Consider the following 26,210-nt stretch of genomic DNA (forward strand, 5'->3'; position numbering starts at 1 on the left):
TAGATGTTGTGCCGAGAGCCCGCCTTGTGCGGGCTCTCCGCGTTTAACGGCAACGGCATGCGGGCACAAAAAAGCCCGCCGGAAGGGCGGGCTTTCAGTGCGGCGCTAGGCGCCGGCGACTACGGGTTCGTCGTCGACAGCGTGAAGGTCAGCGTCTTCGAGTACGAGCCCGTGCGGAGCGCGTCGGCCTGGTTGATCGCCTGCTTGAAGGTGATCGCGGCGGAGCCGGAGACCGGGCCGTCGTAGGTCAGCAGGGGCGTCGGGGTGGCGGCGCCGCCGAGCGGGGCGTAGGACGACGGAGCGGGCGTCGGGCCCGTGTCCGGGACCTTGACCGCGCCGGCCTGGACCGGGGTCGGCAGGGGGAACGTGCCGTTGACGAGCTTGCCGACGTTGGTGGCGGACGCGTCGTTGACCGTCAGGGTGGCGTCGCCGGCCGTCGAGAGGATCTGGGCGTTCAGCGTCGCCAGGTAGTCCTTGGTCAGGCCCGGGACGAACGGGGAGAACGCGGTCGGGGTGCCGAGGACCAGGTTCAGGGTCGCCGGGACCTGGCCGCCCGGGTCGCCGCCGCCCTCGACGATGCTGTAGACGGCCTGGGCGACCGACGTGGCGTTGCCGGCGTCCTTGGCCGTGACCGTGATGTAGCTCTGGCCGACGGTCGAGGTGTCCAGCGCCGAGCCGTTCGCGGCCGGGACGTTGCCCGACCCGATCGTGCCGACGCAGCTGACGGCGTCCGCGCTGCACGAGTAGGCGACGGTGACCGCCGCGCCCTTCGTGTACGCCTTGCCGCTCTCAGGGGTGGTGATGGTGATCGTCGGCGCGGCCAGCGCGGTGCACGGCAGCACCGCCGCACCCACCGCAATCGAGACAAACACCTTCCATGGCCTGATCATGAACACCCTCTGCAATTTGAAGACTCCCCCCGGGACCCGGGCGTACTTTGTCTGGGCGGACACCCAGTGTCAACCACAGGCACAAAAACCGGACGGAAGTGCTAGTTGCGGGCCGTTGATGTCTCTCAACGCTCGTTCGGTTGCGCACAAGCTCACCCTTGGCTCACAATCGACCGTTCGGAGGGTGTGGTCCAAACAGGAGGGGTTGGCTCGTGAAGCCATGGTTGGGGGCCGTCGCGGCAGCGACGGCGATTTTCGTCGCGCCGAGCGTCGCGCTCGCAGGCCCGGATGATCCGGCGCTGCTGAAGTTCAAGCTCGACAACGCGCTGCTGTACGACGAGTTCGAAGCGCTCGGCTTCAGCATGGATCACGCCGTCGAGAACGGCGAAGGCGACGACATCATCGTCCGCGCCTGGGTCACCGACGAGCAGATCGACATCGCGCGCTCGGCCGGCTTCGAGCACGTCGGTGTAGTGCACGACAAGTTCAACATCGACGGCGTCCGCGCCGAGATGAACGCCGTCGTGGAGAAGGAAGAGGCCGCCAAGCGCGCCCTCCGTGACCATGCCGCCGGGAGGTCGCAGCGCAGCGCCGGGCCGGCCTCGGTCCGCGCGCAGCGCGCCGACTTCTACGAGAACAACCAGAGCCGGTACCTGTCGATCGAGGCCAACGCCGACGGCGCCAGCTACACCGGCGACAACGCCAACACGTACGTCGGCCCGACGCTGACCGCCGAGTGGTACGACGCGTCCGGCAACAAGATGGGCGAGGGCCAGCTCGGCGTCTACCGCGATCCCGACGTCAGCCCGGACTACTACCAGTACCACTACTCGATCTTCCGCCTCGGCGACGTCGGCGACGGCAAGCCCACCCCGGCGACGATCAAGATCGCGTCCAGCAACGGCGACGTCGACACGATCGCCGCCAAGGAGTGGATCGCCAAGGACCCGCCGAGCTACACGTCGGCGCCCGGCTTCCGCTCCGGCTTCATGACGCGCTACCTCAACGGCCAGGAGGCGCACAAGCGCGTCCGTGACCTCGCCGCCGAGTTCCCGAACATCTCGGAGGCGATCAAGCTTCCCGAGCAGACACGCGGCTACATGCGCAAGGCCCAGACGATGCTCGGCTACAACTGGGCGCCGACCGCCGCGCAGCCGAACCCGCCGGCGCCGAACGCGACGACGCCGTACGTCCGCTTCGACGACGGCAACCTGCCCGTGGCGGGCACCGCGCCGGCCACCGGCCAGACTCCGGACCTGATCACGCCGCAGCGGATCGTCGTCCTGACGACGCGCCTGTACGGCCACCAGGGCGGCAACACCCTGACCGCGCGGATCGTCCCGCCGACGGCCAACAACCAGGCGCTGTCGGTGTCGCTGGTCGGCAACTCGATCCGCATCAACCCCGCCACGGACGCCACCGGCGCGATCACGTCGACCGCCAACCAGGTCGTCGCCGCGGTCAACGCGCATCCGGACGTCAACCAGCTCGTCGTCGCGACCAAGTACCGCAACTTCAGCGGCGACGGCATCGTCGAGGCCGGCGTGGTCTCGCCGCTCAGCGACCTGCTCCGCGCGCCCGTCACCGTGGGGCGTGGGCCGATGGATCAGTACGCGATCCGCATCGGCAAGCAGCGCGACGGCAGCAAGGTCGGCGTGTTCTTCTACTGCCAGGAGCACGGCAACGAGATCGCGACCTCGGGCGTCTGCATCGAGACCGCGGAGCGGCTGGTGCGCAACTACGGCACCGATCCCAAGACGACGGAGCTGATCGACAACCTCGACATCTTCATCGTCCCGCAGATCAACCCGGACGGCGCGACGCACTCCCTGTACGACTCCAACCGTCGTAAGAACCTGTCGCACCACTGCGACAACTCGAAGTTCACGGACAACTCGACCGACCCGGCGAACCGCAACAGCTGGGGCGTCGACCTGAACCGCAACTTCTCGGTCGGCACGATCTTCGACGGCTTCCAGGGCGCGTCGGCCACGAACTGCCTCAGCGGCAACTTCGCGGGCCTCGACGAGTTCTCCGAGCCCGAGGCGCGCAACGAGAGCTGGATCCAGACGACGTTCCGCAACATCAAGTTCGCCAACAACATCCACTCCTCCGGTGGCTACTTCATGTGGCCGCCCGGCGCCTACACGCCCACGCGTGAGACGCTGCCGTACCCGCCGTACGGGACGCTGAACTTCTTCGACCAGGCCGCCAAGCAGGTCCTCGACGGCATCAAGTCGCACCGCCGCCTGGCGGTCCGCCCGCAGAAGACCGGCCCCGTGATCGACGTGCTCTACTCGGCCGCCGGCAACTCCGCGGACGAGGCGTACTACAAGAACGGCATCATCGGTTACGACTTCGAGATCGGTGACTCCAACAACGAGTACAAGAACCCGGCGACCGGCGTGATCTCCGAGTGCAGCGCGGGCCAGCAGCCGCCGTTCGGCGACTCGACCAACGACTGCCTCGACAACGAGGGCTGGCACGAGTCGATGGAGTTCGCTTCCGGCAACTACGGCCTGATGCAGTCCGCGCTCGACTACGCCCGCGACACCGCGGCGCCGGTCGTCGAGGCCGTGTCCGGCTCGGTCTCGGCCGGCAAGATCGACGTCCGCTTCACCTCGAACGAGGCGTCGTCGATCTACTACACGCTCGACGGCTCGACGCCGACCACGGCGTCCACCGAGTGGAAGCCGACGCGCGCTCGCGCGCTGCCGCTCCCGCTGCAGCTCGCCCCGAACCAGGTCCTGAAGTGGGTCGCGACCGACTTCAAGGGCAACCTGTCCGCGGTCAAGACCAAGGCGTTCGGGTTCACCGAGGGCACGGTCGGCGGCACGGTGCCGGCGACCCTGTCGCTGTCGCTGAGCGGCCCGACGACGCTCGGCCCGTTCGTCCCGGGTGTGGCCAAGGAGTACACGGCCACCAGCGAGGCGACGATCATCAGCACGGCCGGCAACGCGACGCTGAGCGTCGCCGGTCCGGTCCACCTGAGCAACGGCGCGTTCTCGCTGGCCTCGCCGCTCGGCGTGACGCTGGCGAAGTCGTCCTGGACGGGTCCGACCTCCAACGAGAAGGTCGGCATCACGTTCAAGCAGGCGATCGGTGCGAACGAGGGCCTGCGCACCGGCACCTACTCGAAGGCCGTGACCTTCACGCTGTCGACGACGCAGCCGTAGGCACGAGGCAGTTCCTGAAAGGGCTGGGTTCACTCGAAGATGAGTGAACCCGGCCCTTTTCTCATCCCCGACCCATAAGCGGACTCGTACGTCCGTCTAGGCCCTCTACCGCCCCCTCGTGTCGTCCCGTACAAACCCGAGCTGCCAGTAACACGCAGTTCGTAGTACGGGTCTACAACGAGGGGGTCTGGCCGATGCGGCCAATGTTGGGCGCGATCGCGGCTGTCGCTGCGATCGCCTTCCTGCCAGCCAGTGCGCTGGCGGACGACGGCGAGTCCGTCCTGGAGTTCAAGCTGCCGAGCAAGGCGGCGGCCGAGCAGCTGATCAAGCTCGGCTACGACCTCAGCGACGGTCTCGACCAGTCGGTCGCCGGCCAGGTCAAGGCGACGATCGTCGCCACGCCTGAGGAGCAGGCGCAGCTGGAGGCGATGGGCTACCCCGTCGTCGGCACCATCCAGACGCAGGCGGACGTCGACGCGCTGCGCGCCGAGCGCCAGGCCACGATCGACGCCGAGACGGCCGCGAAGGACGCGCTCAAGGGCGCGGCCGGCGCGAAGAGCAAGAGCGCGGTCGTCGGCACGGTCCGCGCGCAGCACGCGGACTACTGGGAGGACGCCGGCGGACGCTGGCTGTCGATCGAGGGCACCACGACCGAGGCCTCGGTCACGAACCCGTGCCCGGTCGTCAACAATCGCCCGGCGTGCGCTTACAACGGCCCGCCGCTCGTCGCCTCCTGGTACGACGCCAACGGCGCGCAGGTCGGCACGGGCAACCTGTCCGCCTACCTGGACACGGACGTCACGCCGCTGCCGCCGTACCTGTACCACGTGTCGCGCTTCCGGCTCGGCGACGCCAGCACCATCGGCACGCCGATGCCGACCACGGTCAAGATCGCGGCGCCGAACGGCGACGTGGCGACGATCGCGGTCAAGAAGTGGGTCGGCAACGGCGCCCCGCAGACGCCCGCCGGGTTCCTCCAGGACTTCAACACCCACTACGTGGACCCGCAGGAGGGCTACGCGCGGATCAGCTCCCTCGCGAGCGAGTTCTCCAACATCGCCGAGCTCGTCGACCTGCCGAACAAGACGGCCGGCTACCAGCGCAAGGCGCAGACGGTCGTCGGCCTCGCGACGGCGTACACCGGCTCCACCACCGCTCCGGCGGCGGCTGACCAGGCCAAGGCGGTCGTCGTGACCTCGAAGGCGTGGGGCCAGGACGGCGGCAACACGATCGGCGTCCGCCTGGTGAACCCGGGCGCCTCCGACGAGCCGCTCGTGGTGGGCGTCTCCAACAACCGGATGATCCGCGTCAACCTCGCCACGGACGCGTCCGGCGCGATCACGACCACGGCGAAGGACGTCGTGGACGCGATCAACGCCAACGCGCAGGCGGCCGAGCTCGTCACCGCGAGCCTGTACCGCACCAACACCGGTGCGGGCATCGTCTCGCCCGGCGCGGCGACGTCGATCCTGAGCGACTGGCTCAAGGCCCCGGCGTCCTACCCGCGCGGCCCGCAGACGGTGAAGATGCTGCGGATCGGCAAGCAGCGTGACGGCACCAAGACCGGTGTCTTCATCTACTGCCAGGAGCACGCCCGCGAGTGGGGCACGCCGCTGGTCTGCCTCGAGACGGCCGAGCGCCTGCTGCGCAACTACGCGACCGATCCCGAGACGAAGGCGCTCGTCGACGGCCTGGACATCTTCATCGTCCCGACCATCAACGCCGACGGCGCCGCGTACTCGATGTACGACTACAACTCGCAGCGCCGCAACATGGTCAACTACTGCGCGTCGAACCCGACGGGCAACAACGACCCGTACGCCCGCAACTCCTGGGGCGTCGACCTGAACCGCAACTTCACCGTCGGCTCGTTCTTCGACGGCTTCCAGGGCGCGGGCAACTCCTGCACCGGCGACACGTTCGCCGGCCCGTCCGAGCTCTCCGAGCCCGAGACGCGCAACGAGGCGTGGGTCCAGTCCAAGTACACGAACATCAAGTTCGCGATGAACGTGCACTCCAGCGGTGGCTACTTCATGTGGCCTCCCGGCGCGTACAAGCCCACCACGCGTGAGCCGCTGCCGTACCCGCCCTACGGCACGCTGAACTACTTCGACCAGACGGCGGACGCGGTCCTGGACCGCATCTACAACTTCCGCCACACCGCGGTCCTGCCGCAGCAGACCGGCCCGGTGCTCGACGTCCTGTACTCGGCCGCCGGCAACTCGGCGGACGAGGCCTACTACAACCACGGCATCATCGGCTACGACTTCGAGATCGGCGCCTCGAAGGTCCTGCCGAACGGCACGAGCCAGGGCACCGGCTTCCAGCCGTGCTACGGCGCGGTCGGCACGGGTGGCGGCACGGGCACGTGCAACGCCAACCTGGTCAACGAGGGTCACGACGAGGGCATGGAGTTCGCCAACGGCAACTACGCGCTGCTCGCGTCCGCGCTCGAGTACGCGAACGACACGAAGGCGCCGACGGCGACGGTCAAGCCGATCGCCGGCAACGACCGGGCCGTGACGTTCACCACCGACGAGGCGTCGTCGATCTACTACACGCTGGACGGCTCGACGCCCACCACGGCCTCGACCGAGTGGAAGCCGAACCGCCCGCGGGAGAAGCCCGACCCGGTCGCCCTGCCCGCGGGCGCGGCGATCAAGTGGATCGCGGTCGACTTCAAGGGCAACACGTCCGCGGTGCAGACGTACGCCTACACGAGCACCCCGGGCGGCATCGGCGGCACGGTGCCGGCGACGCTGGCCCTCACGCTCGGCGCGCCGGCGACGTTCGGCACGTTCACGCCGGGCCTGGAGAAGGACTACTCGGCGGCCACGACGGCCACCGTGATCTCCACCGCCGGTGACGCGACCCTGTCGGTCTCCGACCCGGGCCACCTCACCAACGGCGCGTTCACGCTGCCGGAGCCGCTGCGGGTCTCGCTGTCGAAGACGGCGTGGACCGCTCCGGTCACCAACGACACGGTCGACGTCGCGCTCAAGCAGCTCGTGAAGTCCACCGATCCGCTGCGCACGGGGACGTACAGCACGACGCTGACGTTCACGCTGAGCACCACGCAGCCCTAGTTAGGTCAGTGCCGTGACCGCGTGGACGTACCTCCACGCGGTCATGGCCTGTCCACCTTGACAACATCGCCCCGGACCGATGAGGGTGTCGGTACTGCGCGGCGAGGGCCCCGCCTTGCAGCCATATCAACACGGGCGGAGGATGCAGATGTTCGGCTTGAACCGAAGGGCTGTTGGCTGTCTGCTGGGCGTGATGGGGACGATGGCGGTGCTCGCGCAACCCGCGCGGGCGGATTCCGTGGACATCGCGACCGACCTCGAGTGCGGGGTCGAGACGTACTACTCGGAGTTGGAGTGCGGCTCGCTCCATGCCGGGATCTGGTCGTCGGAGTCGATCCGGCGCTTCGCGACGCTGCTGAAGTTCGACGTCGCCGGCAACCTGCCGGTCGGGGCCGAGGTGACCTCGGCGACGCTGCACCTGAACCGTGAGGTCGACTTCCGCTCGTACGACGAGCCGAGCGACGAGCTCTCGGTGTACGCGATGGAGACCCCGTTCACGGTCTTCGACACCTGGTTCACGCTGGGCGGCGACGACTGGAACAACCCGGGCACCTCGGACACGCCGGAGGACACGGTCGTGCCCGCCGACGGGCCGCTGGAGTGGGACGTCACCGCGCTCGTCAGCGACTGGGCGACCTCGACCCTGCCGAACTACGGCCTGGCCGTGGCCGACGACGAGTCCAAGTACATCGGTGAGCAGCGCAGCCAGTTCTCCAGCTCGGAGAACGAGACGGTCGCGCTGCGGCCGTATCTCGAGGTCGAGTACACGGAGTAGGACGGTCGGCGTCCGCCCCCGCGACCGTCGCGGGGGCGGCCCCGCCGCTACCCTCCGGCGGATGGACGAACGGGTCCTCACCGAGCGGCTCATCACGTACGACACGTCGAACGCCGAAGGGCTTCGTGCCTGCGCCGGCTTCATCAAGGGCTGGCTCGAGGCGCGTGACATCGCGGTCGAGGACCACCAGTACGGCGACCTGTTCGCGCTCACCGCGGAGGTCGGCCCGAAGAGCGGCCCGACCCTGGTCTTCCACGGGCACTACGACGTCGTCCCGGCGCGTCCGGAGCAGTTCACGCCCCGCATCCAGGGGGACCGGCTCGAGGGCCGCGGCTCCTACGACATGAAGGGCGGGCTCGCGGCGATGATGTGCGCGATGCACGACCTGCGCGACCAGCAGGACGTGCGGATCCGCTTCGTCGCCGTCCCGGACGAGGAGTCCGAGGAGATCGACCAGCGCACGTCCGACCTGCTCGTCAAGGCCGGCTACGTGGGCGACTTCGCGATCACCGGCGAGCCGACCAACCTGCACGTCGGCGTCCAGGCCAAGGGCGTCCTGGCGCTGCGGATCATGGTCTTCGGCACGTCCGCGCACGGCTCCACGCCGTGGCTCGGCGACAACGCGGTGTTGAAGGCGATCGACGTCTTTAGGCGAATTGAGTCGATGCCGTTCACCCTTGAGTCCTCGGAGCTGTTCGATCGGCCCTCGGTCAACCTGGGCCGGATCGTCGGCGGCGACGCGCCGAACAAGGTGCCCGAGGAATGCGCCATGGACGTGGACATCCGCTACTTGCCCGAGCAGGATCCCGGTGAGCTCCTCGCCCAGATCCGCGCGCTCCCGGACGTCCACGTCGCCCGCTCGTTCATCTGGCCGCCCGCGCGCGTCTCGCCGCGCAACCCCTACGTCGTCGCGCTCTGCCAGGCCGCTTCCCGGCTCACGGACGGCGAGTCGATGAGCGTCGGGCGTGACGGCGCGAGCGATGCCGTGGCCTTCCAGAAGGCCGGCGTGCCCGCGGTCGAGTTCGGCCCCACCGGCAGCGGCCACCACGGCCCGGACGAGTGGGTCTCGATCGACTCGCTCGCGCGTTACCGCCGCGCGTTGGTGGACTTCGCGCGTGACGTCCCCGTGCGCTTCCCCGTCGACTCCGACGGTGACGGGCTGCGCGCCGTGGAGGGCGGCCTGGCATGAACGGCGACGCTCGCCTGACGGCTCGCGTCGCTGCGAGCACTCGCCCACGGGGCTCGCGCTCGCGCGCACGAAAGGCCGCCGCGTGAGCGACGCGAACCGCGTACCGCGGCCAGGCCGCGGCGTGCTGGTCCGCGGGCTGCTCGCGGCGGTGCTGATCCTGTCGCTGTCGGCGACCGCGGTCGCGTACGCCGTGCTGAGCGAGGTCGACAGCCTCGTCGACGACTTCACGCAGGACGGACGCACGACGGTCAAGATCCCGGACCTCGACATCGAGGACGCGGGCGGCGCGCGCACGTTCCTCATCCTCGGCACCGACGAGCGCTACGCGGACAAGAAGGCGGGCGTCAAGCCGCGCTCGGACACGATCCTGCTCGCCCGCGTCGACCCGAAGTCGCGCCGCATCGCGCTGATGTCGCTGCCCCGCGACCTGAAGGTCAAGATCCCCGGCGCCGGCACGAACAAGATCAACGTCGCGTACGAGATCGGCGGCCCCGGCAAGACGGTGTCGACGATCAAGAAGCTGTTCCGGGACGCCACGGGTGAGTCGTTCCCGATCACGAACGTGATCGCGGTCTCCTTCGGCGGCTTCCGGCGCGCGGTGGACTACGTCGGCGGCGTCTACGTCGACATCGACCGTCGCTACTACAACGACAACTCCACCGCCGCGGCCGGTGAGAACTACGCGACGATCGACGTCCAGCCCGGCTATCAGAAGCTCAAGGGCCAGGACGCGCTCGACTACGTCCGCTACCGCCACGGCGACAACGACTTCTTCCGCGCGGCGCGCCAGCAGGACTTCCTGCGCCAGCTCACGCACCAGGACGCGATCCGGCAGCTGCTGAACGTGGGCAAGCGCCACGAGCTGGCGAAGATCTTCGGCCGCTACTTCGAGGTCGACGACAGCTTCACGGACACCGGCAACCTGCTCGCGCTGGGCCAGCTCGGCCTCTATATGGCGCAGGAGAAGGCGCCGGTCAACGAGGTCCGCTTCCCGGCGACCGAGGCCAAGAACCCGGCGGTCGACTCGTACCTGTACGTCAAGGACTCCGACCTGAAGAAGACCTTCGACGAGTTCATGACGGGCGAGGGCTCGTCGAACCCGCGCCGGCTCGACGAGACGACGCGCCCGAAGGCCACGGCGACGCCCGCGCGGACCAAGAAGAAGAACAAGCAGTCCTCGGTCGAGGGGCTCGAGCAGGCGAAGACCGAGGGCGAGAACATGGCCCTGATCGTCGCGACCGAGAACAAGCTCAAGTTCCCGTTCTACTTCCCGGCGCTGCGCAAGACCGGCTCGCGCTACGCCGACCCGGAGCCGCGCGTGTACTCGCTCCGCGACGGCCAGAACAAGCTGCACCGCGCCTACCGGCTCACGCTCAACGCGGGCAGCTGGAGCGAGTACTACGGCATCCAGGGCACGACGTGGCGCAGCCCGCCGATCCTCGACGATCCCGACCGGGTGCGCGAGGTCGACGGGCGCAAGCTGGAGCTCTTCTACGACGGCAGCCATCTGCGGCTCGTCGCCTGGCGCACGAGCAAGGCCGCCTACTGGGTGACGAACACGCTCACACTGTCGATCCCGAACTCGCGGCTGATCGCCATGGCGAGCTCGCTCCGCCGCCTCAAGTAGTTGCGCAGCACATAAACGTCCAGGACGTTTAGGTTCGCGCGGCTACTTGGAGGTCTTGTGGCGGGTGCGCTTCTCGCAGTCGCCCGAGATCTTCACGAGCTTGCGGTTGCCGGGCCACTCGGACTCGATGACCGTGTCGTTGCCGGGGCCGCATTTGATGGTCGCGCGGCCGCGGGCGATGATCGCCGTGATCGCGTCGTCGCCGTCGCCCGCGTCGACCGTGGTCTTGGCGCCCGAGGTGACCTTGATCTTGTCGTTGCCGGCGCCGCCGTTGATCAGCGAGCGCAGGCCGCCGCCCTGCAGGAAGTCGTCGCCGTCCTGCCCGAAGATGGTGTTCGTGCCGCGGCCGCCGTAGATCGTGTCGTTGCCGGCGCCGCCGTCGAGCACGTCGCTGGCCTGCTTGGCGCCGGCGAGCGCGTCGTGGTTCTGGTCGCCCCAGAGCACGTCCTCGCCCGCGAGGCCGGAGATCTTGTCCGAGCCCGCGCCGCCGCGCAGGTTGTCGTTGAGGTCGGTGCCGGTGCGGCTGCCGCCCTCGTTGCCGGTGGTGGCGCTGATGCCCTTGGTCGGGTCGACCGCCGCGGCCTGCTCGATGACGATCTCGCAGTTGACGATGCGGGCGTCGCGGATGCGCGCCGCGACCGCACGGCCCCAGCTCGTGCCGCGCGGCGGGACGTAGAGCGTGTCGTTGCCGTTGCCGCAGTCGACGTCGTCCACCAGGCTGTCGCCGTTGATGTAGATGACGTCGTCGCCGTCCTCGCCGAAGATGTGGTCGGGGCCGCTGTCGAAGTAGATGGTGTCGTTGCCCGGGCCGCCGAAGATCTCGTCGCCGCCGGAGCCGCCGTGGAGCGTGTCGTTGCCGTCGCCGCCCTCGACGCGGTCCGGGGCCGCGCCGCCGTCGAGGTTGTCGTCGCCCAGGCCGCCGTAGAGCGAGTCGTGGCCGAAGCCGCCGGTCGCGACGTCGTTGCCCTCGTCGCCGTTGAGGATGTCGTCGCCGGACGAGCCGTCCAGGACGTCGTCGCCCGCGCCGCCGGCGACGTCGTCGGGGCCGGTGTCGCCGAAGAGGGTGTCGTTGCCGCCCAGCCCGCGGACGCGATCGGCGCCGCCGTTGCCGTTGATCTTGTCCGGACCCTCGGTCCCCGTGAGCGCCTCGGCAGCGTTGGAACCGGTGACGGTCTTCGCCATGGCGGTCGTGGCCGGAGCGAGCGCGGCGACCAGCGCCGTGGCGAGGAGAGCGGGGATCCGGGAGGACATGGTCTTCTTATCGACCTTGTCCTTCTAAGCTGAAGCGCCCTTATGAGCACCAATCGAGAACCGATCGGCGTGATCGGCACGGGCTACGTCGGGCTGGTCACCGCCGCGGGGTTCGCGGAGCTCGGCAACGAGGTCTTCTGCGTCGACATCGACAGCGAGAAGATCGAAGGCCTCAAGAACGGCCAGATTCCGATCTGGGAACCGGGCCTGGAGGAGCTGGTCGCCAAGCACCGCGACCGCCTGCACTTCTCCACCGACCTCGGCGACGCGCTGCAGCGGGCGCGCCTGCTCTTCGTCGCGGTGGGCACGCCGCCCACGTACTCCGGCGACGCGGACCTGTCCGCCGTCAACGCGGTCGTCGACGCGATGCCGCCGTCCGATCAGCACGCGCTCGTGATGAAGTCGACCGTCCCGGTCGGCACGGGCGAGACGATCAAGCGCGTCTTCGCCGAGCAGGGCAAGCAGGGCTTCCGCTACGTGTCCTGCCCCGAGTTCCTCAAGGAGGGCTCGGCGATCAAGGACTTCCTGGAGCCCGACCGCGTGGTCGTGGGCGACGACGGCGACTGGGCCGGCGACGCCGTGGTCGACCTCTACGCGCCGCTGAACGCGCCGCTCGTGCGCACGGACATCAAGAGCGCCGAGATGGTCAAGCTCGCCTCCAACGCCTTCCTGGCGACGAAGATCTCGTTCATCAACGAGATCGCCAACGTGTGCGAAGAGACCGGCGCCGACGTCGTCGAGGTCGCCAAGGGCATGGGCCTGGACAACCGCATCGGCCCGAAGTTCCTGCAGGCCGGTATCGGCTTCGGCGGCTCGTGCTTCCCGAAGGACGTCACCGCGCTCAAGCAGCTCGCCGGCAACTCGGGCTACCACTTCCAGCTGCTGAACTCGGTGATCGAGGTCAACGAGCTGCAGAAGCGCCGCGTGATCGCCAAGCTCGAGAAGCACCTCGGGCGGCTCGTGGACAAGAAGATCGCGCTGCTCGGCCTGGCCTTCAAGCCGAACACCGACGACATGCGCGAGGCGTCCTCGCTGGTCCTCTCGTCCCGCCTGCAGGCCGCGGGCGCGCACGTGCGCGCCTATGACCCGGTCGCCGAGGAGGAGGCGCGCAAGCTCATCCGCGGCGTGTCCTTCAAGTCCACGGCGCTGGACGCGATCGAAGGCGCCGACGCCGTCGTGCTCGTCACGGAGTGGCCGGAGTTCGCCGAGCTGGACCTGGCGGAGGTCAAGAACGCGATGGCCGGCACCTTGCTGGTCGACGGTCGCAACCTGTTCGAGCCGGGCCGCGTGCGCGACGCCGGGCTGATCTACGAAGGGGTCGGGCGGGCCGCGAGCTCCGCGCACCAGGAGGTCTGAGCGGCGTGCAGGCCCTCATCCTCGCCGGCGGCGAGGGCACGCGGCTGCGGCCGCTGACCTCGTCGGTGCCCAAGCCGGTCGTCCCCCTGGTCGACCGGCCGTTCATCGTGTTCATGATCGACTGGCTGCGCCGGCACGGCGTGGACGACGTGATCATGTCCTGCGGGCATCTCGCCGACGGCGTGCGGGACGTGCTCGGCGACGGCTCCGGCGTCGGCGTGCGCCTGCGTTACGTCGAGGAGCCCAAGCCGCTCGGCACCGGCGGTGCGCTGAAGTTCGCCGAGGAATGGCTCGACGAGCGCTTCCTGATGCTCAACGGCGACGTGCTGACCGACCTGGACCTCAGCTCCCAGCTTGCGGAGCACGAGCGGACCGGCGCTCGCGCGACGCTCGCGCTGTACCCGGTCGAGGATCCCAGCGCCTACGGGCTCGTCCGGCTCGAGGCCGACGGCGCCGTGCGCGAGTTCGTCGAGAAGCCGTCCGCGGATCAGATCGACACGAACAACATCTCCGCGGGCGCGTACGTGTTGGAGAAGTCGGTGCTGGAACTGCTGACCTACGGCGAGAAGGCCTCGATCGAGCGCGACGTGTTCCCGCGGCTCGTCGGCAACGGGCTGTTCGGCCACGTGCTCGAGGGCTACTGGATGGACATCGGGACGCCGCAGCGCTACCTGGAGGCGTCGTTCGACATCCTCGAGGGGAACGTGCAGACCGAGGTCAGCAAGCGCCTGGGGGAGACGTTCACCTGCATCGAGCAGGGCGTCACCCGTGACGGTCGTGTGATCCCGCCCGTGCTGATCGAGGAAGGCTGCGTGATCGGCGAGGGCGCGCGCGTCGGCGGGCGTGCGGTGCTCGAGCGGGGTGTCCGCGTGGGCGCGCACACCGTGATCGAGAGCGCGGTCGTGATGGCCGGCGCGGAGATCGGCGAGCACTGCGCGCTGCACAACTGCATCGTCGGTCCGGGCGTGAAAATCGGCGATCATTGCGTCATCGACGACATGAGCGTCCTCGGCGCCGGCGTTAGCCTTGGCGACGGCAACACCGTCTCGAGAGGCGCTCGGCTGTTCCCGAACGTCTCGCTCCCGGAAAGGGCCCTCCTGTTTTGACCACCGCGCTCGATCTGAACTTCGCGCTCGACACCACGGGACAGCTCGACGAGGTCCTCGGTCTTCCCGAGCATCTGCGCGACGCGCTGTGGCGGGTGGACTCCTCGCAGGCGCGTCCGGTCGACGCGACGGGCGGCGTGATCATCTCGGGCATGGGTGGCTCGGCGTCCGGCGGGCGCCTGGCGCAGGGCGCGATCGGGCCGCGGCTGAAGCGGCCGCTGGTGGTCGCGGACGGCTACGCGCTGCCCGGCTGGGCAGGCCCGTCGACGTTGGTGCTGCACTCGAGCTACTCCGGCAACACGGAGGAGACGCTCTCGGGCTACGACGACGCGGCCCAGCGCGGCGCCGCGCAGCTCGTCGCCTCCACGGGCGGCGCGCTGGTCGACCACGCGCGGCGCGACGGCGTCCCCGTGATCCCGATCCCGGGCGGCTTCCAGCCGCGCGCCGCGGTCGGCTACGCGCTCGTCTCCGCGCTGGAGGCGGCCGCGCTCGGCGGCGCGGCGCCCTCGCTGCGCGACGAGATCGAGGCCGCGGCCGACCTGGCGGAGACGCTCGCCGTCGAGTGGGGCCCGGGGTCCGGTGCGGACTCGGAGGCGAAGGCGATCGCGCGGGCGCTGCACGGCACCGTCCCGGTCATCGCGGGCGCGGAGCTCGCGGCCGCCGCGGCCTACCGCTGGAAGTGCCAGTTCAACGAGAACGGCCAGCTGCCCGCGTTCGCGTCGGCGCTGCCGGAGCTCGACCACAACGAGATCGTGGGCTGGGAGTCGGCGCGTGAGCTCGGGCGCTTCTCCTACGTCTCGCTCGAGGACCCGGGCGCGCACGAGCGCAACCAGCTGCGGGCCGAGCTGACGGCGGAGATCGCCGAGGCCGGCGCCGCGCCGGTGGTGCGGGTGCAGGCGCGCGGTGAGACGCGCGTGGAGCGGCTCGTGTCGCTGGTCCTGCTGGGCGATCTCGTCTCGATCTACGCGGCCGTGCTGCGCGGCGCGGACCCGGTCGACATCCCCGCGATCGACTCGCTCAAGGCCTCGCTGTCTTCCCGCTAGCGCAAGGGCTCGCCGCGGGCGTCGTGCTCGCGCGGCTCGGGCGAGGGCGGGTGCGGCGCGCGCCGCTGGCGTCGGGGACGACCTTCGACGGCTCCGTCTCTGTGGTCATCCCGGCGCGGGACGAGGCGGCGCGGATCGGGCCGTGCCTGGACGGCGTGCTCGCCGACCCGGACGTGCTGGAGGTCGTGGTCGTGGACGACGGCTCGGTCGACGGCACCGCCGAGCTGGCGCGGGCGCGCGGGGCACGTGTGGTGGCGGCGGGCGAGCCGCCGGCCGGGTGGGTCGGCAAGCCGTGGGCGCTGCAGCGCGGGCTCGAGGCGGCGCGGGGCGACGTGGTCGTGTCGGTGGACGCGGACACGCGGCCGCGGGTCGGGCTGGCGGGTGCGGCCGCCGCGGCGCTGGCGGACGCGGACCTGGTGAGCGTGGGCGCGCGCTTCGTCTGCTCCACCGCGGGCGAGCGGGTGCTGCACCCGGCGCTGCTGGCGACGCTCGTGTACCGCTACGGGCCGCCGGACGCCGACGCGCGCGTGGCCGTGGACCGGTTGATGATCAACGGGCAGTGCACCGCGGTGCGGCGTCGCGAGCTGCTCGACGCGGGCGGGTACGCGGAGGCCTCGGGGCACATGACCGACGACGCGGCCTTCGCGCGGGCGCTGGCGCGGCGGGGCTGGCGGGTGGCGTTCCACGACGGCGGCGGGCTGATCGACGTCGACATGCACGAGTCGGCGGCCGAGACGTGGCGCGAGTGGGGGCGTTCGATCGCGCTGACCGACGTGACCTCGCCGGCCTGGCGTGTCGCCGACGTGGGCGTGGTGTGGCTGACCCTGGGGCTCCCGTGGCTGCGGCTGGCGTCGCGGCGCGCGGGCAAGCTGGACGTCGCGCTGCTCGTGCTCCGGCTCGTGATGCTGGGCGCGACAGCGCCCGCGTACGCCCGGCGCGGCCTCCCGTACTGGCTCTCACCGCTCGCCGACGTGCCCGCGGCGGCGCGGCTCACGTGGTCGGCGGCGCGCCCGTCGCGGCGCTGGCGGGGGCGCTCGTACGACGACGCGTGACGAATAGGGCGCCGATGAACGTCATCAGCGCCCCCGTCGCGATGACGTGCTCGACGGGGTCCGTGAGCAGCTGGACGAGCGGGAAGGCGAAGACGGATACGCGCGCGGCGTACTTGAAGGCGGTCACGACGGTGACGACGATCGCGAGCGCGCCGCACGCGACGGCGGCGAGTGGCGAGAGCGCGAAGGCGCCGCCGACGAAGCACATGATCGACTTGCCGCCCCGACCCGGATGCGGGAGCGGGAAGGCGTGGCCGACCATCGCCCCGGCGACGGCCGCGAACGCGGGCCAGAAGCCGAACGCGAGGTGCGCCGCGGCCGCGGGGAGCAGGGCCTTCGCGCCGTCGCCCAGGAAGGCGGGGAGCGCTTTGCTCGGGCCGAGCTGCTCGAGCGCGTTCCAGGCGCCCGGGTTGCCGTCGCCCGTCGCGAGCAGGTTCACGCCGTGACGGCGCGCCACGAGCAGCGCGACCGGGATCGCACCGCAGATGTAGCCCAACAGGGCTGCTAGCCCGTACTCCACTCGTGCCCCTCGCGTCGTTCCATCTCGTTCGCTACCCCGGAAGGCGCGACGGTCTCCCACACATGGCCTGGGACCGGCCCGTGCTGGCCCGCACCGCCGGCCTGCGGTTCTTCCGCCAGCTCGGAACGGGCGCGGGCGACACGATGACGCTGTCGGCCGACCTGCGCCGCTGGGCGCTCTTCGCCGTCTGGGACGACGAGGCCGCGCTCGACACGTTCCTGGCGACTTCGCCGATCGCCGAGCGCTGGCGCGGGGCCGAGCGCTACACCGTGCGGCTCGCGCCCGTGCGCCACCACGGCGCGTGGGGCGGCGCCGACCCGCTGACGGGCCCGTCCACCGCGGACTCCACGGACGGCCCGGTCGCGATCCTCACGCGGGCCGCGATCCGGCCGCGGAAGCTGCTCGCGTTCCATCGCGCCGTGCCCGGGCCGGCGCGGGCGCTCCACGGCTCGCCCGGGTTGCTCGCGTCCGTGGCCATCGGTGAGGTGCCGGTGCTGCGGCAGGCGACGTTCTCGCTCTGGCAGGACCTCGACTCGGTCAAGGGCTACGCGTACCGCAACGCCGCGCACGCCGAGGTCGTCCGGCGCACGCGGGCGGAGCGCTGGTACTCCGAGGAGCTGTTCGCGCGCTTTGCGCCCTATCGCGCCGAGGGGACGTGGGACGGGCGTGACCCGCTGAGCTGACGGGCGACGCTGCGGCCGCCGAGGGTCACGAGCGGGAGGCCGCCGCCCGGATGCACGGTGCCGCCGCAGAGCCACAGGCCGTCGATGCCGCGGATCGTGTTGCCGGGGCGGCGCATCGCGCCGAGGCGGCCGTGCGGGGCGCCGCCGTAGATCGGGCCGCCGAGGTCGGCGGGGGTGACGCGCTCGACGACGCCGGGGTGAAGGTCCAGCCGCTCGAGCACCGCGGCTTGCGTCCCGTCCCAATCGGCAGGGGAGGCGGGCGCGTTGACGAGCACGAACCACCCCTGCCCGGGCGGCGCGCAGACGTAGAGCGTCGGGTCGCGCGGCATGCGCCGGTGGGTGAAGACGTCGTCGAACTCGGCGTCATAGTCGGCCGGGAAGAGGATCCGGTGGTGCGCGGGGGCGGGATCGGTCGTGCCGAGCAGCAGCGCGAGCCCGGACAGCGACGGCGTGCGGCGGCGCGCGGCGCGGCCCAGCAGCTGCGTGCGGACGACCCGCTCGTCGACGTCGGTCACGACCGCGTCGGCGGCGAACGCGCCCGTCGTCGTCTCCACGCCCCAGACGCGGCCGTGGGCCACGCCGATCCGCTCGACCGCGCAGCGCAGGTGCAACGCACCCCCGAGCGCCTCGAGCCGCCGCACCATGGCCTCCACGAGCGCGTACATCCCGCCGCGTGGGTGCCAGGCGCCGAACGCGTGCTCGACGTAGCCCGCGACGGCCAGTGCGGCGGGCGCCCGGCGCGGGTCGGCGCCCGCGTAGGTCGCGAACCGCTCGATCACCATCCGCAGCCGCGGGTCCCGGGCCGTGGCGCGGGCGAGGTCGCGCAGCGTCCACCACGGCTTGACGGCCAGCGCGTCCCGCGGGTCCGGCGGCGGCTCACCCGGTGCGGGGCGGCGCGGCGGCCACGGCGGCGGCCCGGTGAGGAAGCGCTCGGAAGCCCGCCACATCGACGCGCACACGGCGAGGAAGCGCATCCAGTCGCTGCCCGCGCCCGGCGACCACGCCTCGAGCGCCGCGAGCGCCCGCGGGAGGTCGGCCGACAGCTCGAGCGTGCTGCCGTCCGCGAACTCGTAGCGCGTGACCGGCTCCACCCGCAGCAGCTCGACGTCGAGGTCGGCGAACACCCACGGCATCGTCAGCAGCGAAGGGCCGGCGTCCCACGTGAACCCGCCGCTCTGGACCCGGGCGCACTTGCCGCCGGGGGCGGCGCCCCGTTCGAACACGGTCACGCGGTGCCCGGCCTCGGCGAGCTCGATCGCCGCGGCGAGCCCGCCCACCCCGGCGCCGACGACCGCGACCTTCATGGCCGCCGCAGCAGGGCCGGGATCGCGAACGCGCCCATCGCCGCGCCGCCGGCCAGGGCGACGCGCGGGTGGCGCCAGATGAACGCGTTGGCGATCGCCTCGCCGAGCCACGTCCACGCGTAGAGGGCGACCGCACCGTCGTCGCCGCGGGCCGCGACCCGCGCCCCTGCCGGGGCGCCGAGACCGGGCGCGGCGGCACGCGCCTCCGGCGGCTGGTCGCGCCCCGCCTCGCGGCGCGCGTCCTGCGCCTCCAGTGCGCCGAGGGCGGCGAACACGACCAGCCCGGTCGCGAACCAGCCCGCGAAGTTCGTCGCGGGCACGCCCTCGTAGCGGCCGCCGCCCGGCCACGTCCAGTAGCCCTCGCGGACCATGCGCGGGTCCAGGTACACGTCCCACGCCGTGAGCGCGGCGGCGGCGAGCGGGATCCGTGCGGCCGGGCGGGAGGCGATCCGCCCCGCCACCGCCCAGGCGGGGCGGGCCATCATCGCCCAGGCCGCGGCGGCCAGCAGCGGCACGCCGCCCACCCGCGGTCCGAGCCGGTCGGAGTAGCTGTAGTGCCCGAACGGATGGCCGGTCGCCACGCCGACGAGCTCCGCGCCGAAGCCGATCGCACCCGCGGCGAGGACGGGCACCGGGCGGCGCGCCTCGGCGAGCGAGGTCGCGAGCATCAGCCCGACGACCCCGCGGGTCGCGGCGGGTGTCCGCCGCGAGCGTCCGTACACGACCTGCGTCACCGCCAGCGCGCCGAAGAGCAGCGGGAACGCGCGGCGGCGCACGTTCACGGGCGCCACGCCGCGCGGGCGACGATCTTCAGCTTGCGCCGGCGCGGCACCACGGCGCGGCCCGGGCGCGCGCCGTAGCCCTCGACCTCGAGGCGGCGCAGCAGCTCGCGGTACATCCGCGCGGCGGCGCCGATCGCGCGGCGCCCGCGGCGCAGCTCGGAGATCCCCGCGATGCCCTGCTCGTAGAGGGCGTCGGCGCGGGCGATCTGGTCGCGCAGCACGTCCTCGCGCTGCCCGGGCACGAGGCTGCCGTGGCGCGCGAGCGTCTCGCGGGCGACGTACACGCGCCCGTTGGCGAGGTCCTCGTCGATGTCGCGCAGGATGTTCGTGCGCTGCATCGCCATCCCGAGCGCGGCGGCCGCAGGGCGCGCACGCTCGGGCTCGTCCGTGCCGAGCACCGCCGCCATCACGACGCCGACGGTACCCGCGACGCGGTAGCAGTAGCGGTCGACGTCGGCCTCGGTCTCGTAGGTCACCCCGGCGAGATCCTCGCGCATGCCGGCGCAGAAATCGGCCAGCGCGTCGCGGGGGAGGTCGTAGCGCGTCGCGAGGTCGGTGAGGATGGCGATCTCCGGGGTCTGAGGCGTCGGTGCGCCCGTCGCCCACGCCACCACCGCGTCGACCCGCTCCGTCGCCTCGGGCCGGCCGTCGTCCACGAGGTCGTCCAGCGTCCGGAAGACGAGGTAGAGCAGGTAGACGTCGTCGCGGACATCGCGCGGGAGCAGGCGGCACGCGAGCGCGAAGGTGCGCGCGACCTGCTTGGTGGTCGCGCGGGCTTCGTCGAGCACGGCGCTCATGCCCGCACCCCCGCGTCCGCCTCGATCAGGCCGGCCGTGACCGCCGCGCCCATCAGCACGCCCGGGATGCCCGCGCCGGGATGCGTGCCACCGCCGACGTGGTAGAAGCCGCGCACGCCCGGCACCCGGTTCGGGGCGCGGAAGTAGGCCGACTGGTGCAGCGTGGGCTCCACCGCGAACGCGTTGCCGTCGACGGCCCCGAACTGGCGCGCGAAGTCCGGCGGGGCCATCCGGTGCTCCACCTGCACCGACGCGTCGAGCCCTGACAGCCCGAACGTCTCCTCCAGGTCGCGCACGAGCGCGTCGCGCAGCCCGTCCGCGGCGCGCGCCCAGTCGACGTCGCCGCGCAGGTTCGGCACGGGCAGCAGGACGGCCAGCGAGTCGCCGCCGGGCGCGGCCATCGCCGCCTCGCTGCGCGCGGGCGCGTGCACGTAGGTCGAGAACGTCTGCGCGAGCCGCCCGCGACGGGTGACGTCGGCGATGAAGTCCCGGTAGCCGTGCCCGACCAGCAGCGTGTGGTGCAGCAGCGAGTCGAACTGCCGGTCGCAGCCGAGGTAGAGCAGGAAGCACGACATCGTCGGGCGCAGCTTGCGCACCGGCGCGCGCCGCCCGAGCAGCTCGTGCGTGCGCAGCACGTCGGCGTTGGAGATCACGATGTCGGCGGCGATCCGCTCGCCGCCCGCGAGGCGCACGGCGCGCACGCCGTCGGCCGCGGTCTCCACCGCCTCCACGCGCACGTTGCAGCGCACGTCCAGCGGCCGTGCCATCGCCTCCACGAGCGAGTAGACGCCGCCGTCCGCGTACCAGCCGCCGTCGAGCAGCTGCAGGTACACGAGCGCGGCGTAGATCGCGGGCACGCGATACGGGTCGCCGCCGATGAACAGCGAGTGGAACGAGAACGCCTCGCGCACCCGCTCGTTCCGGAAGTGCTTGGCGACGAACCGGTGCAGCGGCAGCACGGCTCGCAGCCGGGCCATCGCGGGGACCAACGACACGAACGAGCGCAGGTCGGGGAACGCGCGGCTCCCGGCGCCGACCAGGCCCTCTTCGTAGATCGGCTTGAGCGCCGCGAGGAAGCCGTCGAGCGCGCGGGCGTCGCGCTCGTCGAAACGCGCGATCTCCTCCCGCAGCCCGTCGACGGAGTCCTTGAAGTCGAAGCTGCGCTCCTCACCGGCCCAGCGGATTCGATACATCGGGTCCAGACGCCGCAGGGTCACCTCGGAGTGCAGGTCGAGCCCGCCGGCGGCGAACGCCTCTTCCAGGACCCACGGCATCGTGATCAGCGACGGCCCGGTGTCCCACGTGAAGCCGCCGTCACGCAGTCGCGCCGCCCGGCCGCCGGGCGCGGACCGCTGCTCGAGCACCGTCACCTCGTAGCCCTGCCCCTGCAGGCGCAGCGCCAGCGCGAGCCCGCCGAGGCCCGCCCCGATCACCACCGCCCGTGAGCGCTTCGCGAGCGCCGACACCGTCATCGCCCCGACTACGGCCGTCGCGGCGGCGGAGCTTTGGGTGGGTACGGGCTCTGACGGTGAGGAACCCCAGCGCCGCCGCGACCGCGCCCCCGACCGCGTCCAACCAGAAGTGGTTGGCGGTGCCGATGATCACGGCGACCACCAGCAGCACGTAGGCCACGGCTCCCACGCGGAGCACCCGCGAGCGCACCAGCGCGAAGACCGTCCCGGCGGCGACGACGGCGAACGCGACGTGTCCGCTCGGCATCGCCGCGTACGGGCTCTGCACGGTGTGCGCCAGCGCTTCGCCGCCCGTTCCGTAGATGGTCGCGAGCGTGTCCGTGAAGCCGAGCTCCGGAGCCATCCGCGGGGGTGCGACCGGGAACGCCAGGTACCCGATCACGGTGAGGACCTGGGTGGCGAGGAAGGTGTCGCGCGCGGCCGCGAACGCGTGCGGGCGCTCGAGCCGCACCCACACGAGCGCACCGATCGTCGCCGGCAGGTGCACCCACACGTAGAAGAGCCCGGCGGCGGTCAGCAACGCGGGCCGCGCGGCGACCCACGCGTGCACGGCAGGCTCGAAGAAGAGGCCCAGGGCGCGCTCGGCGTCGGCCAGCGCGCGGGTGCGTCCGAGCGGCGCGTCGGCGGGCGCCAGCAACGCGACGACAGGACACAGCGCGAGCGCGGCGAGGATGAGTGACGCGTCCCGGAGCAGCTTCATCCGGCGCCGCTACCCACGGGCCCGGCCCGGAGTACCGTCCGGGGTCAGGGCCTCCACCGTGGCCGCGACCACGGTCGGCTGTCCGCTACCGCTTGCGGTACCAGTTCGGCGAGGTGTTGGGCGGCGGGACGAGCGGGTCGGGCGTCTTGGCCACCAGCACCGACGGCTGGCCCGACTCGATGTGGCGGGCCAGCGCCTCGCCGAAGTCGTCGTCGAGGCCGAAGACCGTCTCCGCCCAGACGCCGAACGACGCGGCCAGCGCCTCGAAGTCCGGCGTGTGCAGGTCCACGCCGAACGTCTCGCTGCCCGCGCGGACCTGGTCGTAGCGGAGCATCCCGTAGCCGCCGTCGTCGACGATCACGGCCGTCAGCGGGATCTGCTCCTGGGCCATCGTCGCGAGCTCCCCACTCGCGAACAGGAACCCACCGTCGCCGGAGATCGAGACCGTCGGGCCGGTATCGGCGAGCGCGGTGCCGAGCGCGGCCGGGAACGCGTAGCCGAGTGTGCCCCAGCCCAGCGGCACCTGCAGCTTGCGCGGGGCCGACGGCGTGAAGAACCCGGCGCACCAGTAGCCCGGGATGCACATGTCGACGACGAGGTTCGCGTCGGCGGGGAGCGCGAAGCGCAGCGAGTCCAGGAAGCGCAGCGCGGTCGGGTCGAGCGTCGCGCAGGCGGCGGCGCGGACCGCGGCGAGGTCGGGCGCGCCCCCGCTGCGCTGCTCGACCGACGCGGCGAGCGGGGCGATGGTCCCCGCGTGGGCGCGCACGAACACGTCAGCGCGGTAGTTCGTCGGCTCCTCGAGCCCGATCACGATCAACGTCTCGGGTTGCGGCTGGGCGAAGTTCTGCGTCTGCACGCCGTCCAGGTCGGAGCCGATCGCGAGCACGACGTCGGCTTCGTCCCATAGCCGGCCGGCGGCCTCCACGTGCGGCGGCAGGCCGACGAGGTGCGGATGGCCGGGCGGGAGGACGCCCGCGGCGCCGTACGTCGTCAGGACGGGCGCGGCGAGGCGCTCGGCGAGGTGGCCGACGTGCGGGCCGACGTCGCGCGCCCCGCCCCCGGCCCAGATCAGCGGGCGCCGGGCGCCGTTCAACGCGGCGACCGCATCCCAGAATCCCCCGGGCGACCTGCCCTCGACGTCGAGCGCGTCGTTGCCGAGCGGCTCGAGGCCCGGCGCTTCCGCCGTCAGCAGATCTGTCGCGATCTCCAGATACACCGGTCGTGCCGGCTCGCCGTCGGCGCTGTCCAGCGCGGCGACCGTCGCGCGAGCGACGTCCCCGGCGGCGTGGGCCAGGTGCACGGACTTCGTGACCGGCACGAACATCGCCGCCTGGCCGTCCGTCTCGTGCAGGATGCCGCGGTACTCGCCGCTGCGGCGGAGCGTCGAGGGGATGTCGGTCGCGATCACGAGGATCGGCGAGCGCGAGGCCCACGCCTCGCCGACGGCGCCGAGCGTGTTGGCCGCGCCCGGTCCGGTCGTGACGATCGCGACGCCGAGCTGGCCCGTCGCTCGCGCGTACCCGTCGGCTGCGTACGCCGCCGCCTGCTCGTGGCGCACGCCGACCAGACGGATGGATGACTCCCGCAGCGCGGCCCACAGCGCGAGGTTGTGCACGCCGGGCAGCCCGAAGACGACTTCGACCCCCGCTCGTTCGAGCGCCTCGACGACAACTTCCGCTCCGCTGGACATGGTCCTGACGCTATCTGACGAAAGCGCTCAAGTTCCAGCCGGTTTCGCCGATCGCGAGGCCAGTGGCCCGTTTCCCGCACGCCGTCTTCGGCCTTCTCCTCGCGGCCTGTGCCGCCTACCTGGTGACGGGTGCGGACGTGCTCCGCGTCAGCGCCCAGCTGATCGCGGTCACGATGCTCGCGGTCCAGACCGCCCGCCGCTCCGACGCGCGGCTCGCCTGGGGCCTGCTGACCGTCGCCAACGCGTCGTGGGCGATCGGCGACCTCGACCCCGCCCGCCTGAACGCGCTGTTCCTCGTCTCCTTCGCCTTCGCCCAGGCCGGCCTCGTCTCGCTCGCCGCGACACAGCTCCGCAGCCGCTGGCTCGCGTTCGACGGGATCATCGTCGGCCTCACCGCCGGCGCGATCCTGACCGCTTACGTCAGCGACTCGCTCGTCGGCCTCGGCCTCCGGGTGCCCGCGACCGCGCTCGCGGGCGACGCGATGCTCGTGACCACGATCGTGCTGGCGTTCGCCGTCAACGGCTGGCGGCCCGCCCGCGCGTGGTGGATCATCGCGCTCGGCGAGGTGTTCCTGGTCGCCAACGACCTCACGCTCACGAACCCGCAAGCGCCGCCGCGGACGGCGCTCTTCGCCTGGGGCGCCGCGCTGCTGCTCACCTCCTACGCCGCATTCCACCCATCCGCGCCGCGCGAGCGCCGGGTTGGGGGCGTGCTGGCCGCGGCCGTGCCGATCACCGGCGGAGCGATCAGCGTCGGGCTGCTGATGCACGCGGCCCTCACCGGCGGGAGCGCGATCACGGTCACGCTCGCGGGCACGGCGCTGTTCGTCGGCCTGATCCGCGCCGCGTTCCTGCTCGGCGAGAACCAGAAGCTCATGCGCGTCGCCCGCGCGGAGGCGGTCACGGACAAGCTGACCGGGCTGCCGAACCGGCGCGCGCTGCTCGAGGACCTGGACCGCGCGATCGCCGCGCGCACGCCGCACACGCTCGTCTTCTTCGACCTGGACGGCTTCAAGGAGTACAACGATGCCTTCGGCCACGCCGCCGGCGACGCCCTGCTCCAGCGCCTGGCGCCGCAGCTGGACGCGTGCGCGGGCCGCTCGTACCGGCTCGGGGGCGACGAGTTCTGCCTGCTCGTCCCCGCGCGCCTGGACGACGCCTCGCCCGAGATCCTCGCCGCCGTGCGCGCGCTGCAGGAGCGTGAGGGCACCGTCGAAATCACCGCGTCACACGGGCTCGTGCTGATCCCGGACGAGGTCGACACCGCCGGCGAAGCGCTGCAGCGCGCCGACGAGCGGATGTACGCGCGCAAGCGGCGGCGCCGGGCGGATCAGGCCAGCCAGGCGCGCGACGTGCTTGCCACGCTGCTCGCCGAGCGCTTCGTGGGCGAGGACCTCGCGGCCGAGCTGACGGCCGAGTTCGCGCGGCGGCTCGCTCCGACCGCGGTGCGCGACGACGAGGCGCCGCGCATCGTCGCGAACCTCAGCGCGGCTTCCGCCGCTGGCTGAGCTGGCGCTGCACCTGGGCGAGCTGCTTGCGCCCCTGCGGGCTGCGGGCGTAGGTCATCGCCTGGCTGGTCAGCTTGCGGCCCTGGCGGGTCTTGGAGAACTTCATCAGCGTCTTGAGCAGGGGAGACATGTGCCTTCAGCCTGCCCACACTTCCTGAAGACCACGCAAAGGTCGCGGCGCGGGCAAACCTTGACACAACTCT

21 protein-coding genes are annotated in these 26,210 nt (G+C 71.8%); 11 read left to right on the forward strand and 10 right to left on the reverse strand.

From position 1 onward, the window contains the following. Positions 1 to 119 precede the first annotated feature (119 nt). On the reverse strand, positions 120 to 872 hold the full coding sequence (locus tag OJ997_RS14440) for a hypothetical protein (RefSeq protein WP_270025822.1): 753 nt from the start codon (positions 870 to 872) through the stop codon (positions 120 to 122). A 230-nt stretch (positions 873 to 1,102) separates the two neighbouring features. Between OJ997_RS14440 and OJ997_RS37570 the strand changes: the two genes are divergently transcribed. The 5 genes from OJ997_RS37570 (at position 1,103) to OJ997_RS14465 (ending at position 10,743) form a co-directional block, all read left to right on the forward strand. Next, positions 1,103 to 4,066, forward strand: coding sequence for a M14 family zinc carboxypeptidase (locus OJ997_RS37570; protein WP_270025823.1), 2,964 nt, complete (start codon positions 1,103 to 1,105; stop codon positions 4,064 to 4,066). 194 nt (positions 4,067 to 4,260) lie between these two features. Next, a complete protein-coding gene (locus tag OJ997_RS14450; protein ID WP_270025824.1) occupies positions 4,261 to 7,152 on the forward strand; it encodes a M14 family zinc carboxypeptidase in 2,892 nt (963 codons plus the stop codon). A gap of 193 nt (positions 7,153 to 7,345) precedes the next feature. Beyond that, complete coding sequence (locus tag OJ997_RS14455; protein ID WP_270025825.1) at positions 7,346 to 7,927, forward strand: DNRLRE domain-containing protein; 582 nt, start codon at positions 7,346 to 7,348, stop codon at positions 7,925 to 7,927. Positions 7,928 to 7,988: 61 nt separating this feature from the next. Further along, the gene (locus OJ997_RS14460; RefSeq protein ID WP_270025826.1) at positions 7,989 to 9,116 is read left to right on the forward strand and encodes a M20 family metallopeptidase; all 1,128 of its coding nucleotides are present in this window, start codon (positions 7,989 to 7,991) and stop codon (positions 9,114 to 9,116) included. A gap of 82 nt (positions 9,117 to 9,198) precedes the next feature. Continuing rightward, positions 9,199 to 10,743: an LCP family protein gene (locus tag OJ997_RS14465; RefSeq protein ID WP_270025827.1), complete on the forward strand. Its 1,545-nt coding sequence runs from the start codon at positions 9,199 to 9,201 to the stop codon at positions 10,741 to 10,743. 42 nt (positions 10,744 to 10,785) lie between these two features. On the opposite strand, the gene OJ997_RS14470 is transcribed toward OJ997_RS14465, so the two are convergent. Then, complete coding sequence (locus tag OJ997_RS14470; RefSeq protein WP_270025828.1) at positions 10,786 to 11,994, reverse strand: calcium-binding protein; 1,209 nt, start codon at positions 11,992 to 11,994, stop codon at positions 10,786 to 10,788. 42 nt (positions 11,995 to 12,036) lie between these two features. Here OJ997_RS14470 and OJ997_RS14475 point away from each other — a divergent pair, with 42 nt between their 5' ends. From OJ997_RS14475 to OJ997_RS14490, 4 genes are read left to right on the forward strand one after another with little or no spacing between them, the layout of a single operon-like run. Next, positions 12,037 to 13,350 (forward strand): UDP-glucose dehydrogenase family protein, encoded by a 1,314-nt coding sequence (locus OJ997_RS14475; protein WP_270025829.1) that lies wholly within the window; start codon positions 12,037 to 12,039, stop codon positions 13,348 to 13,350. A gap of 5 nt (positions 13,351 to 13,355) precedes the next feature. Beyond that, positions 13,356 to 14,456 carry a nucleotidyltransferase family protein gene (locus tag OJ997_RS14480; protein ID WP_270025830.1) on the forward strand — a complete coding sequence of 367 codons (1,101 nt, stop codon included), beginning with the start codon at positions 13,356 to 13,358 and terminating at the stop codon, positions 14,454 to 14,456. Beyond that, positions 14,453 to 15,499, forward strand: coding sequence for a bifunctional phosphoglucose/phosphomannose isomerase (locus tag OJ997_RS14485; protein ID WP_270025831.1), 1,047 nt, complete (start codon positions 14,453 to 14,455; stop codon positions 15,497 to 15,499). Before OJ997_RS14480 ends, OJ997_RS14485 begins: the two co-directional genes overlap by 4 nt. A gap of 50 nt (positions 15,500 to 15,549) precedes the next feature. Continuing rightward, on the forward strand, positions 15,550 to 16,551 hold the full coding sequence (locus OJ997_RS14490) for a glycosyltransferase family 2 protein (protein ID WP_270025832.1): 1,002 nt from the start codon (positions 15,550 to 15,552) through the stop codon (positions 16,549 to 16,551). Here OJ997_RS14490 and OJ997_RS14495 read toward each other — a convergent pair. Continuing rightward, on the reverse strand, positions 16,490 to 17,047 hold the full coding sequence (locus OJ997_RS14495; protein ID WP_270025833.1) for a glycerol-3-phosphate acyltransferase: 558 nt from the start codon (positions 17,045 to 17,047) through the stop codon (positions 16,490 to 16,492). The genes OJ997_RS14490 and OJ997_RS14495 overlap by 62 nt on opposite strands. A gap of 86 nt (positions 17,048 to 17,133) precedes the next feature. Here OJ997_RS14495 and OJ997_RS14500 point away from each other — a divergent pair, with 86 nt between their 5' ends. Further along, entirely contained in the window at positions 17,134 to 17,754 is a 621-nt protein-coding gene (locus OJ997_RS14500; RefSeq protein ID WP_270025834.1) for a hypothetical protein, read from the forward strand. Here OJ997_RS14500 and OJ997_RS14505 read toward each other — a convergent pair. From OJ997_RS14505 to OJ997_RS14530, 6 genes are all read right to left on the reverse strand, one after another. Beyond that, on the reverse strand, positions 17,709 to 19,058 hold the full coding sequence (locus OJ997_RS14505) for a phytoene desaturase family protein (protein WP_270025835.1): 1,350 nt from the start codon (positions 19,056 to 19,058) through the stop codon (positions 17,709 to 17,711). The two genes, OJ997_RS14500 and OJ997_RS14505, sit on opposite strands and share 46 nt — an antisense overlap. Continuing rightward, entirely contained in the window at positions 19,055 to 19,849 is a 795-nt protein-coding gene (locus OJ997_RS14510) for a carotenoid biosynthesis protein (RefSeq protein WP_270025836.1), read from the reverse strand. The genes OJ997_RS14505 and OJ997_RS14510 overlap by 4 nt, the downstream gene beginning before the upstream one ends. Continuing rightward, entirely contained in the window at positions 19,837 to 20,637 is an 801-nt protein-coding gene (locus tag OJ997_RS14515) for a phytoene/squalene synthase family protein (protein ID WP_270025838.1), read from the reverse strand. The genes OJ997_RS14510 and OJ997_RS14515 overlap by 13 nt, the downstream gene beginning before the upstream one ends. Further along, a complete protein-coding gene (gene crtI / locus OJ997_RS14520; protein ID WP_270025851.1) occupies positions 20,634 to 22,070 on the reverse strand; it encodes a phytoene desaturase family protein in 1,437 nt (478 codons plus the stop codon). The genes OJ997_RS14515 and crtI overlap by 4 nt, the downstream gene beginning before the upstream one ends. Further along, entirely contained in the window at positions 21,952 to 22,809 is an 858-nt protein-coding gene (locus tag OJ997_RS14525; RefSeq protein WP_270025839.1) for a phosphatase PAP2 family protein, read from the reverse strand. The genes crtI and OJ997_RS14525 overlap by 119 nt, the downstream gene beginning before the upstream one ends. An 85-nt stretch (positions 22,810 to 22,894) precedes the next feature. Beyond that, a complete protein-coding gene (locus tag OJ997_RS14530) occupies positions 22,895 to 24,499 on the reverse strand; it encodes a thiamine pyrophosphate-binding protein (protein ID WP_270025840.1) in 1,605 nt (534 codons plus the stop codon). Positions 24,500 to 24,561: 62 nt separating this feature from the next. Between OJ997_RS14530 and OJ997_RS37575 the strand changes: the two genes are divergently transcribed. Further along, a complete protein-coding gene (locus tag OJ997_RS37575) occupies positions 24,562 to 26,007 on the forward strand; it encodes a GGDEF domain-containing protein (protein WP_270025841.1) in 1,446 nt (481 codons plus the stop codon). Here OJ997_RS37575 and OJ997_RS14540 read toward each other — a convergent pair. After that, positions 25,982 to 26,137: a hypothetical protein gene (locus OJ997_RS14540; protein WP_270025842.1), complete on the reverse strand. Its 156-nt coding sequence runs from the start codon at positions 26,135 to 26,137 to the stop codon at positions 25,982 to 25,984. The two genes, OJ997_RS37575 and OJ997_RS14540, sit on opposite strands and share 26 nt — an antisense overlap. Between the last annotated feature and the right edge of the window lie 73 nt (positions 26,138 to 26,210).

This window comes from Solirubrobacter phytolaccae (assembly GCF_027587195.1).
Classification (GTDB): domain Bacteria; phylum Actinomycetota; class Thermoleophilia; order Solirubrobacterales; family Solirubrobacteraceae; genus Solirubrobacter; species Solirubrobacter phytolaccae.

Bases quoted from the DNA above. Each gene is read 5' to 3' on its own strand.
- OJ997_RS14450 (WP_270025824.1), top strand. From the start codon at position 4,261: ATGCGGCCAATGTTGGGCGCGATCGCGGCTGTCGCTGCGATCGCCTTC.
- OJ997_RS14455 (WP_270025825.1), top strand. From the start codon at position 7,346: ATGGGGACGATGGCGGTGCTCGCGCAACCCGCGCGGGCGGATTCCGTG.
- OJ997_RS14460 (WP_270025826.1), top strand. From the start codon at position 7,989: ATGGACGAACGGGTCCTCACCGAGCGGCTCATCACGTACGACACGTCG.
- OJ997_RS14470 (WP_270025828.1), bottom strand. From the start codon at position 11,994: ATGTCCTCCCGGATCCCCGCTCTCCTCGCCACGGCGCTGGTCGCCGCG.
- OJ997_RS14475 (WP_270025829.1), top strand. From the start codon at position 12,037: ATGAGCACCAATCGAGAACCGATCGGCGTGATCGGCACGGGCTACGTC.
- OJ997_RS14500 (WP_270025834.1), top strand. From the start codon at position 17,134: ATGGCCTGGGACCGGCCCGTGCTGGCCCGCACCGCCGGCCTGCGGTTC.
- OJ997_RS14505 (WP_270025835.1), bottom strand. From the start codon at position 19,058: ATGAAGGTCGCGGTCGTCGGCGCCGGGGTGGGCGGGCTCGCCGCGGCG.
- OJ997_RS14515 (WP_270025838.1), bottom strand. From the start codon at position 20,637: ATGAGCGCCGTGCTCGACGAAGCCCGCGCGACCACCAAGCAGGTCGCG.
- OJ997_RS14525 (WP_270025839.1), bottom strand. From the start codon at position 22,809: ATGAAGCTGCTCCGGGACGCGTCACTCATCCTCGCCGCGCTCGCGCTG.
- OJ997_RS14530 (WP_270025840.1), bottom strand. From the start codon at position 24,499: ATGTCCAGCGGAGCGGAAGTTGTCGTCGAGGCGCTCGAACGAGCGGGG.
- OJ997_RS14540 (WP_270025842.1), bottom strand. From the start codon at position 26,137: ATGTCTCCCCTGCTCAAGACGCTGATGAAGTTCTCCAAGACCCGCCAG.